Origin of the sequence: Flavobacterium undicola, assembly GCF_009909155.2 — a bacterium.
GTDB lineage: Bacteria > Bacteroidota > Bacteroidia > Flavobacteriales > Flavobacteriaceae > Flavobacterium > Flavobacterium undicola.
In genome coordinates this window covers 1-9124 of the sequence record NZ_JAAAPM020000055.1, presented here as the reverse complement: position 1 = coordinate 9124, position 9124 = coordinate 1, and the positions used below count along the sequence as shown (strand labels likewise).

Annotated in this window: 11 protein-coding genes and 2 pseudogenes; 9 read left to right on the top strand and 4 right to left on the bottom strand. The window is 32.5% G+C overall.

Annotation, left to right across the window (positions count from 1 at the left end; genetic code table 11):
* A pseudogene (locus GTZ96_RS17835) lies at positions 1-120 on the top strand (IS1595 family transposase); the annotation flags it as partial.
* A gap of 142 nt (positions 121-262) precedes the next feature.
* Here GTZ96_RS17835 and rlmH read toward each other — a convergent pair.
* Together rlmH and GTZ96_RS17825 are read right to left on the bottom strand one after the other, a co-directional pair.
* Complete coding sequence (gene rlmH, locus GTZ96_RS17830) at positions 263-736, bottom strand: 23S rRNA (pseudouridine(1915)-N(3))-methyltransferase RlmH (RefSeq protein WP_161645254.1); 474 nt, start codon at positions 734-736, stop codon at positions 263-265.
* Between the two features lie 172 nt (positions 737-908).
* Positions 909-1364 carry a cupin domain-containing protein gene (locus GTZ96_RS17825; protein ID WP_161645253.1) on the bottom strand — a complete coding sequence of 152 codons (456 nt, stop codon included), beginning with the start codon at positions 1362-1364 and terminating at the stop codon, positions 909-911.
* A gap of 159 nt (positions 1365-1523) precedes the next feature.
* On the opposite strand from GTZ96_RS17825, the gene nadC reads away from it, so the two are divergent.
* The 4 genes from nadC to priA are packed head-to-tail and all read left to right on the top strand — an operon-like array spanning position 1524 to position 6327.
* Entirely contained in the window at positions 1524-2384 is an 861-nt protein-coding gene (nadC, locus tag GTZ96_RS17820; protein WP_161645252.1) for a carboxylating nicotinate-nucleotide diphosphorylase, read from the top strand.
* A 23-nt stretch (positions 2385-2407) separates the two neighbouring features.
* Positions 2408-3337: a YihY/virulence factor BrkB family protein gene (locus GTZ96_RS17815; protein WP_161645251.1), complete on the top strand. Its 930-nt coding sequence runs from the start codon at positions 2408-2410 to the stop codon at positions 3335-3337.
* A gap of 57 nt (positions 3338-3394) precedes the next feature.
* Complete coding sequence (locus GTZ96_RS17810; protein ID WP_161645250.1) at positions 3395-3826, top strand: DUF2147 domain-containing protein; 432 nt, start codon at positions 3395-3397, stop codon at positions 3824-3826.
* A 47-nt stretch (positions 3827-3873) separates the two neighbouring features.
* Complete coding sequence (gene priA, locus GTZ96_RS17805; RefSeq protein ID WP_161645249.1) at positions 3874-6327, top strand: replication restart helicase PriA; 2454 nt, start codon at positions 3874-3876, stop codon at positions 6325-6327.
* Between the two features lie 9 nt (positions 6328-6336).
* Here the strand turns inward: priA and GTZ96_RS17800 are convergent, their stop codons facing one another.
* On the bottom strand, positions 6337-7032 hold the full coding sequence (locus GTZ96_RS17800; RefSeq protein WP_161645248.1) for a LytR/AlgR family response regulator transcription factor: 696 nt from the start codon (positions 7030-7032) through the stop codon (positions 6337-6339).
* Positions 7033-7199: 167 nt separating this feature from the next.
* On the opposite strand from GTZ96_RS17800, the gene rpsF reads away from it, so the two are divergent.
* From rpsF to GTZ96_RS17780, 4 genes are all read left to right on the top strand, one after another.
* The gene (gene rpsF / locus GTZ96_RS17795) at positions 7200-7541 is read left to right on the top strand and encodes a 30S ribosomal protein S6 (RefSeq protein WP_161645247.1); all 342 of its coding nucleotides are present in this window, start codon (positions 7200-7202) and stop codon (positions 7539-7541) included.
* Positions 7542-7546: 5 nt separating this feature from the next.
* A complete protein-coding gene (gene rpsR, locus GTZ96_RS17790) occupies positions 7547-7843 on the top strand; it encodes a 30S ribosomal protein S18 (protein ID WP_007138295.1) in 297 nt (98 codons plus the stop codon).
* A gap of 66 nt (positions 7844-7909) precedes the next feature.
* On the top strand, positions 7910-8353 hold the full coding sequence (rplI, locus tag GTZ96_RS17785; RefSeq protein ID WP_161645246.1) for a 50S ribosomal protein L9: 444 nt from the start codon (positions 7910-7912) through the stop codon (positions 8351-8353).
* 143 nt (positions 8354-8496) lie between these two features.
* A complete protein-coding gene (locus tag GTZ96_RS17780; RefSeq protein ID WP_161645245.1) occupies positions 8497-8970 on the top strand; it encodes a DUF6495 family protein in 474 nt (157 codons plus the stop codon).
* Between the two features lie 37 nt (positions 8971-9007).
* Here GTZ96_RS17780 and GTZ96_RS17775 read toward each other — a convergent pair.
* Positions 9008-9124: pseudogene (locus tag GTZ96_RS17775) on the bottom strand (IS1595 family transposase); the annotation flags it as partial.

The following is a 9124-nucleotide window of genomic DNA, read 5'->3' as shown; positions in this document are numbered from 1 at the left end:
TTTTGTTTTAGGATAAACCGTTCTCAATTTAAAACAAGTATTTTTCATAAATCCATAGAAAGAATGGTGAATGCAAAACCGATTTATCAAAAAAACATAAAACAGATATTAAGTGTATAACTCAATTCTTTGTTTTTAAAAATAGGGTTTAGGTCACTTAATAAAAGAACATAAGAAAGTACAGATAAAATGGAGACAACTGTTATTACTTTTAAAATTTGTTTCATTATTTATACTAAATTAAGTGAAATAAAACTAAAAACTATTGATGATGATAAGGCTCATTCCTTAGAATGGTAAAACCTCTATACAATTGTTCGATGAAAAACAAACGAACCATTTGGTGAGAGAAAGTCATTAGCGAAAGCGAGATTTTCCCTTGCGCTTTGGCGTAAACCGTATCCGAAAAACCATAAGGCCCACCAATTACGAATACCAAAGTTTTAATTCCCGAGTTCATTTTCTTTTGTAATTCTTCCGAAAATCCTACGCTGGAAAAGTTTTTTCCATTTTCATCCAATAGAATAAGTTGATCAGTCGAGCTGATTTTCGATAGAATCAATTCGCCTTCTTTTTCTTTTTGTTGGCTTTCGGATAAGTTTTTTACATTCTTGATATCAGGAATGATTTCTAAATCAAATTTGATATAAAAAGACAGGCGTTTGGTATAATCGTCAATTAAGTTTTGAAGTGCTTTATTATCTGTTTTGCCTATGGCGATGAGTTTGATGTTCATTTTAAAGGATGATTTTCGAAGAGGTAAAGATATTAAAGTAGTTTTGCATTTTTATTGCAGCTTCAAAATTTGGAAAAAGGAATACGGATGACACGGATTTTAGAAATTGGCACAGATTTTTTTTACTCTCCTAAATTTTAGTCTTTCTCTGTGAAACTTTGATTAAAATCGATTATTTCGGGTTGTTTGTAGTAATTACAAAAACAATTAAAACTTCATCAGTGGTGTTGATTAGCGAATGAAAACCTTCGCCACTCATAGCGGTAATACTTCCTTTTTTGAGTTTTTTCTTTCGGATTACACCTTCTTTTTTAGTCATTTCAGAATATTCGCCTTCACCGTGCATCACGATATAAAGTTCCTCTTCATTTCGAGTTCCATGAGTATGAAAACCCACTTCGTCACCTTTGTTGAAGAAAACCATATAAGCTCCAATGCGGTTGTTAGTTAATTCGCCTTCGTCAAACATTTGCAATAAATAAACAATTCCGTTTCCTCCGTACATGGGGTCGCGTTTATCGACTTTTACAACGGTTCTTTCCGGCTTATTGAAAGGCGTTACACTAAGATCGATGTATTGAGATACCAATTTGATTATTTTGGCGTTTTCAGATGTTGTTTCAGACATTGTAATTGTATTTGTTGACAAATTTGGATTATTTTTTTCAAATGTAAAACATAAATCTTTGCCAGAATTAGCTTCAGAATAATTTTAAGCGATGTGGAAACAAATTTTCTATTCCACAAAATATGTCCTACTTTAGCAACATATAAATTTCTAGTAAAAATGATTAGCGAAGCACAATTTCAAAACGAGTTACAACTATTAATTGCAAATGCCATCAGGGAAGATGTAGGAGATGGAGATCACAGTTCGCTGGCTTGTATTCCTGCAACTGCTCAGGGAAAAGCAAAACTTTTAGTGAAAGATAATGGAATAATTGCAGGGGTTGAATTTGCGAAAATGATTTTCAATTATGTGGATTCTTATTTAGAAATAGAAACGTTTATAGAAGATGGAACTCCTGTGAAATTTGGAGATGTTGTTTTTCATGTGTCAGGAAGTTCTCAGTCTATTTTAAAGGCAGAACGTATGGTTTTGAATTCGATGCAACGCATGTCAGCCATTGCAACAAAAACCAATAGTTATGTGCAACTGCTTGAAGGAACAAATACTAAAATTTTAGATACCCGTAAAACGACTCCAGGTTTCCGTGTGGCCGAAAAATGGGCAGTGAAAATAGGAGGAGGAGAAAATCATCGCTTTGCATTGTATGATATGGTGATGTTGAAAGACAATCATATTGATTTTGCTGGCGGAATTTCATTGGCTATAGCCAAAACCAAAGCGTATTTAAAAGAAACGAAGCGCGATTTGAAGATTATTGTAGAAGCCAGAGATTTGAATGAAGTCAAAGAGATTGTGGCTGCAGGTGGAGTTTTTAGAATTTTGTTAGACAATTTTGATTACGAAATGACTAAGGAAGCAGTTGCTTTTATAGGTGATGCCAGTTTGACCGAATCATCAGGAAATATCAATGAGGACACCATTCGTCATTATGCTGAATGCGGGGTAAATTATATTTCTTCGGGTGCTTTGACGCATTCTATTTATAATATGGATTTGAGTTTAAAAGCTATTGAATAACTGCTTCATAAAGAATAGTATTAATGTCAGTAGAAATAGAAGAGAGGATTAAAAGAATCCCTTTGTTGCGAAATTTTATGCGTTGGGCAAAAGAGGTTAAACTCAAATGGCTTGGCGGGTTGCCTTTGTATGATTTGTTAGAATTGTACATTATCGGAATTACCGAAGGTGCTCTGTCAAACCGTGCAGGATCAATTGCTTTTAGCTTTTTTATGGCTTTGTTTCCATTTGCATTGTTTATTTTGAACCTTATTCCTTTTATTCCAATTGAAGGTTTTCAGGATGATTTCTTGGATTTTGTAGCTGATGGCGTTCCGCCCAATACTTTTTATGCTATCAAAAATATAATTAATGACATTCTTCATAATAGTCATTCGGGCTTATTATCGTCAGGATTTATATTGTCTGTTTTTTTGATGGCCAATGGATTGAATGCTATTTTGGGTGGTTTTGAAAACTCTAAACATGTTTTGGTTAAAAGAGGTTTTTTTCATCAATATTTTGTAGCAGTGGGGATGTCGTTGTTCTTAGCTTTTTTATTGATTATTACGGTGGCTATCATTGTTGTTTTCGAAGTTTTTATTCAGAAATTAAATGCTAGTTCTTTTTTGAATGAAAGTATTCCGTTTATAGTTATGGGACGTTATGTATTTTTGATTTTGATGATTCTAATGACCACTTCAATTCTGTTTAAATTTGGAACAAAAAATGATCAAGCCACTAGGTCTTTTATCTCAATAGGTTCAGTGTTTACAACGATTCTAACTCTTATTAGCTCCTATTTTTTTGGAGTTTGGGTTATCCAATTTTCAAAATACAACGAGCTTTACGGTTCCATAGGAACTTTGTTGATTGTGATGTTTTATATTTGGATTAACTGTATGGTTTTATTACTTGGTTTTGAATTAAACGAGGTGATTAATAAGGTGAAAAGAGAGAAAAAACAATCTTAAAATGGTCTGTTGTTATCTTTGTGTAGAAGGCTTTATTAGGGCTAAAAAAAACAAATTATGAAAAAGATTCTAACTATAGTTGTGTTGTTTGTTAGTTGTGTTTTCTATTCCCAAAACAAAGGAGTTTTAGGGAAATGGAAAACAATCGATGATGAAACAGGGAAACCGAAATCCATAGTAGAGATCTATGAAAAATCAGGAAAAATTTATGGTAAAGTAATAGAGATTCTGGATACTGTACATAAAAACGATTTTTGTAAAGAATGTTCCGGTGAAGATGCTAATAAACCTATTCTTGGTATGATTGTCATAAAAGGCTTGACTCAAGATGGTAAAGAATACAATTCGGGTAAGATATTGGATCCGAAAAACGGAAAATTATACCAGTGTTTTATCACTCTCGTGGGGAGTGATAAATTAAAAGTTCGTGGTTATATTGGGATTTCATTATTAGGGAGAACACAATATTGGCAAAGAGTCAAAAAATGATTTTTAATTTCCTCATATTTGCCGCTTAATCCTATTGCCTTTTTATCATGTATTTTGTTGAAGTAATTTTACCGTTGGCGCTTGCTAAAACCTTTACTTATAGTGTTTCTGAAGCTGAGTATGATTATATTCAAAAGGGAATGCGACTGGCAGTTCCTTTTGGTAAAAGTAAAATTTATACTGCTCTGGCGATAGATTTGCATCAAAACAAGCCTACTTTATACGAAGCTAAAGAAATTCATCAAATATTAGATGAAAAACCAATAGTTACCGAAAACCAAATTAAGCATTGGCAATGGATTGCAACTTATTATATGTGTGCTATTGGTGATGTGTATCGCGGGGCTTTGCCAAGTGCTTTGTTGCTGGAAAATGAAACCTTGATTACGCAAAAAGAAGCTGTTTTTGTTGATGAAAGTCAGCTTACAGATGATGAATTTTTGATTTATCAGGCTTTGCAACAGCAATCTTCTTTGAAAGTGCAAGACATTATTGGAATTTTGAATAAGAAAAATGTTTTTCCTATCATTCAAAAATTGATTGATAAAAACATATTGGTTTTGCAGGAAGAAATGCAGGAAAACTACAAACCTAAATTGGTGCGATACATTCGCCTGCATTCTAAATACGAATCTAATGAAGGCTTGAATGATTTATTGGAGGTTTTGAAAAATGCCAATAAGCAAAAAGAAATTGTACTGACTTATTTTCAGCTTAGTGCCAGTGAGAAGAAAAAGCCTATTTCGGTAAAGAAATTAGTGGAAGCTTCTAATTCTACTCCGGCGGTGGTAAAAGCATTAATTGATAAAGAAATTTTCGAAGATTATTTGTTGCAGGAAGATCGGGTGAATTTCACAGGAGCCTCTAACGACAGTCAATTGCAGTTAAGCGAAGCACAGCAAAAAGCTTTTGACGAAATTAAAAGCAGTTTTCTGGAAAAAGAAGTCTGTCTTTTGCACGGTGTGACTTCGAGTGGAAAAACCGAGATTTATATTAAATTGATTGAAGATTATCTGGCAACCGGAAAACAGATTTTGTATTTGTTGCCCGAAATTGCTTTGACTACTCAATTAGTAACGAGATTACAAGCGCATTTTGGAAATAAAGTGGCAGTTTTTCATTCGAAATATAATAATAACGAGCGAGTTGAAGTCTGGAATCAGGTAATACAAAATTCGGAGAAAGCACAAATTGTAATAGGAGCAAGGTCGGCTTTGTTTTTACCATTTTCAAATTTGGGTTTCATTATTGTTGACGAGGAACACGAACAAACTTTCAAACAAGTAGATCCGGCACCGAGGTATCATGCCCGTGATGCTTCGATAGTTTTGGCCAGTTTTTTCAAGGCTAAAGTTTTGTTGGGTTCGGCTACGCCAAGTTTGGAATCCTATTATAATGCAACAACTGCTAAATATGGTTTGGTCGAAATAAAGACACGTTATGGAAATGTGATGATGCCTGAAATCGAATTGGTCGATTTAAAAGACAAGTACTTTCGCAAACGAATGACCGGACATTTTAGTGATGTTTTGATTGAAGGAATTATAACTGCTTTGAATTTAGGAGAACAGGTGATTTTGTTTCAAAATAGAAGAGGTTATTCGCCTTTGTTAGAATGTATGACTTGTGGTCATATCCCGCAATGCCAACAATGTGATGTGAGTTTGACCTATCACAAACATAAAAACCAGTTGCGATGTCATTATTGTGGTTATTCGATTGCTAAACCTACAAATTGTCATAGTTGTTCGAGTATTGATTTAACGACCAAAGGTTTTGGAACAGAGCAAATCCAACAGGAATTAACACAGCTTTTTCCAGAACGAAAAATTGGAAGAATGGATCAGGACACGACGCGTGGTAAATTTGGTTTCGAAAAAATCATTGATAGTTTCAAAAATCGTGAAATTGATATTATGGTAGGTACGCAAATGCTTGCCAAAGGATTGGATTTTGACAATGTGAGTTTAGTTGGAATCATGAATGCCGATAATATGTTGTATCATTCTGATTTTAGAGCTTTTGAAAGAAGTTATCAAACCATGACTCAGGTGGCAGGACGTTCAGGTCGTTCAGAAAAACAAGGAAAAGTAATTATTCAAACCTATAATCCTGATCATAATACGATACAGCAAGTAACTAATAATGATTATTTGGGAATGTATAAGGAACAATTGTATGATAGGCAAATTTATAAATACCCGCCTTATTTCAGAATTATACGAATTACGTTAAAACATAGGGATTTTGATAAATTAAAAGAAGGATCAATGTGGTTGTACCAAGTTTTGAGTCAGCATTTAAATATACCTGTTCTTGGACCGGAAGAACCGGCTATTAATAGGATTCGAAATGAATATCTTAGAACTATTATGATAAAAATCCCTCAGGATTTATCAATTATAGGCACAAAAAAAACTATTCAAAAAATATTGAATAGTTTTGATGCTGTTCCACAATATAGGTCGATAAGAGTCTCTCTAAATGTAGATTTTTATTAAAAAGTAGTTTTATGCAAAAGACAATGCTTTTACAAGGTCTTCTTTTTTGTTTCTGCTCAAAGGAATCTTAGTTGTTCCGATTTCTGCAAATTTGCTATTGAAGCGCTCCACTTTGTCGATATTTATAATGTATGACTTGTGAACTCGAACGAATTTCTTTTTAGATAAATCATTTTCAAAAGATTTCATCGTTGAAAGAACTAAATTGCTGTCGTCTTCAGTAACCACTCTAACATAATCTCCAAAAGCTTCAATCCATTTAATTCTTGAAGTGTAGATTTTTAATTTTTTCAAATTACTTTTGATAAAAATATGTTCTCCTTCTTCTTCTTTAATGTCTTGTTTAAGCAAATGCAAGTCCATGGCTCTTTTTACTGATGCACTAAAACGATCTACAGCTATAGGTTTTTGTAGATAATCAGTAGCATCATAATCAAAAGCTTTCAAAGCATATTCTGCCTTAGAAGTAATAAAAATGATTTGAGGTTTTGTTTTTAATCCATCTAAAAAATCAAAACCACTAATTACAGGCATTTCGATATCTAGGAAGATTAAGTCCACTGAATGAACGGACATGCAACTTTTTGCTTCAATTGCATTGGAAAAATCACCAATCAAATGTAGGTTTGGGTGATTATTTACTAACTTTGCGATGATCATCCTTTGTATCGAACTATCATCTACTACGACACAATTAAGTTTCATAATTTTTGTTTTTTAAGATTTGGCTAAGTAAAAGTATTGTACTTTTTCTTTAAAAACTAATTTTAATCGGCTTTTTTTGCAATACAACGAATAAAGTTGATTTATGTTTTTTTATTCAAATAAAAAGATTACTTTCGCAGCCAATTTAACAAATAAATAAATTTTTTATGAATCATTATGAAACTGTTTTCATTTTAAATCCCGTTTTATCTGACGTTCAGGTAAAGGAAACAGTAAGCAAATTTGAAGATTTTCTTACTAGTCGTGGAGCTACAATGGTATCAAAAGAAGATTGGGGTCTGAAAAAAATGGCTTACGAAATTCAAAACAAAAAATCTGGTTTTTACCATTTATTCGAATTCAACGTTCCAGGAGAAGTTTTAATTGCTTTTGAAACTGAATTTAGACGTGACGAAAGAGTTATGCGTTTCTTAACTGTAAGTCTTGACAAACATGCTATCTCTTGGGCTGAAAGAAGAAGAGCAAAACTTAAATCTCAAAAAGCTTAATTATCATGGCAACATTACAACAATCTGCTTCAGGAAAAAAAGACGGAGATATCAGATATCTTACTCCTTTAAATATAGAAACTAACAAAACTAAAAAGTATTGTCGTTTCAAAAAATCAGGAATCAAATACATCGATTATAAAGATGCTGATTTCTTATTGAAATTTGTTAATGAGCAAGGGAAAATTCTTCCTCGTCGTTTAACAGGTACTTCATTGAAATACCAAAGAAAAGTGTCTGTAGCTGTAAAAAGAGCGCGTCACTTAGCTTTAATGCCATATGTGGCTGATTTATTAAAATAATTAAAAATTAACAGTTGTTGGTTTTCTGAAACATGAAACCTAACTTCTATAACAAAGGACAACAACATGGAACTTATTTTAAAAAAAGACGTTCAAAACTTAGGTTTTAAAGACGATGTAGTAAATGTGAAAAACGGATACGGTCGTAATTTTCTAATCCCACAAGGATTTGCTCAATTAGCTACTTCTTCTGCAAAGAAAGTATTAGCTGAGAACTTAAAGCAAAGAGCGCACAAAGAAGCTAAAATTGTTGCTGATGCAAAAGCATTGGCTGAAACATTGAAAGCTCTTGAGGTTAAAATTTCTGCTAAAGCAGGTGGTGAAAAATTATTTGGTTCAATCACAAATATAGACATCGTTGCAGCTTTAGAAAAAGCAGGACAATCTATCGATAGAAAATTCATCACTTCTGGAATTGTTAAACGTACTGGAAAATATTCAGCTACTGTAAGATTACACAGAGATGTTATTGTTGATTTAGCTTACGAAATTGTTGCTGAAAAAGCATAATTTCTAAACTCTATATTTAAAATCCCGTCTCGTTCTAAAAAACGAGATCGGGATTTTTTTTTTAATCTGAATTTATTTCAGATTCTTTTTTTTATAACAGTTTATGCATCTTAAATAAAGATGCTGAAATAAATTCAGCATATATGAAATACACAAGACTTACAAAAGAACAATTTGAGGAATTACATCCTGAATTCACTAACTTTTTAGCAACTCAATCTATTGATAAGGCAGAATGGGATAAGATAAAAGAAGAAAAACCAGAAGTAGCAGAACAGGAATTAGATGTTTTTTCCGATTTGATATGGGAAGGTGTTTTGGCGAAAGCAGAATATCTAGAACATTTTTCTAAAAATCATATTTTCCTTTTTCAGGCTTTTGATACTTATGTACAATCTATCGTTTTGAAATCATTAGTAGCTGATGTTGATTTTTTGACAAAAGAAGGTTTACAATGGCTTAGTGATAATATGTTTACTGAAACCATCGAAATGAAAGTAGGTAAAAAAGTTTTTGCCGAAGAGCGAAATGCTTCTGTTTTTTCATTAATTCAGCAAGGTGCTTTCTTGAGTGATGGGCAATTATTTAAACAAATAAATTCGATTATAGAATCGTAATTTGAGTGTTATTTCTTTCTGAATAATATTTATTGAGTTATACACTTAATATCTGTTTTATGTTTTTTTGATAAATCGGTTTTGCATTCACCATTCTTTCTATGGATTTATGAAAAATACTTGTTTTAAATTGAGAACGGTTTATCCTAAAACA

Coding starts and splice junctions, on each gene's coding strand:
- GTZ96_RS17780 (WP_161645245.1), top strand. CDS start 8,497: ATGAAATACACAAGACTTACAAAAGAACAATTTGAGGAATTACATCCT.
- rplI (WP_161645246.1), top strand. CDS start 7,910: ATGGAACTTATTTTAAAAAAAGACGTTCAAAACTTAGGTTTTAAAGAC.
- nadC (WP_161645252.1), top strand. CDS start 1,524: ATGATTAGCGAAGCACAATTTCAAAACGAGTTACAACTATTAATTGCA.
- GTZ96_RS17800 (WP_161645248.1), bottom strand. CDS start 7,032: ATGAAACTTAATTGTGTCGTAGTAGATGATAGTTCGATACAAAGGATG.
- GTZ96_RS17825 (WP_161645253.1), bottom strand. CDS start 1,364: ATGTCTGAAACAACATCTGAAAACGCCAAAATAATCAAATTGGTATCT.
- GTZ96_RS17815 (WP_161645251.1), top strand. CDS start 2,408: ATGTCAGTAGAAATAGAAGAGAGGATTAAAAGAATCCCTTTGTTGCGA.
- rpsF (WP_161645247.1), top strand. CDS start 7,200: ATGAATCATTATGAAACTGTTTTCATTTTAAATCCCGTTTTATCTGAC.
- priA (WP_161645249.1), top strand. CDS start 3,874: ATGTATTTTGTTGAAGTAATTTTACCGTTGGCGCTTGCTAAAACCTTT.
- rpsR (WP_007138295.1), top strand. CDS start 7,547: ATGGCAACATTACAACAATCTGCTTCAGGAAAAAAAGACGGAGATATC.
- GTZ96_RS17810 (WP_161645250.1), top strand. CDS start 3,395: ATGAAAAAGATTCTAACTATAGTTGTGTTGTTTGTTAGTTGTGTTTTC.
- rlmH (WP_161645254.1), bottom strand. CDS start 736: ATGAACATCAAACTCATCGCCATAGGCAAAACAGATAATAAAGCACTT.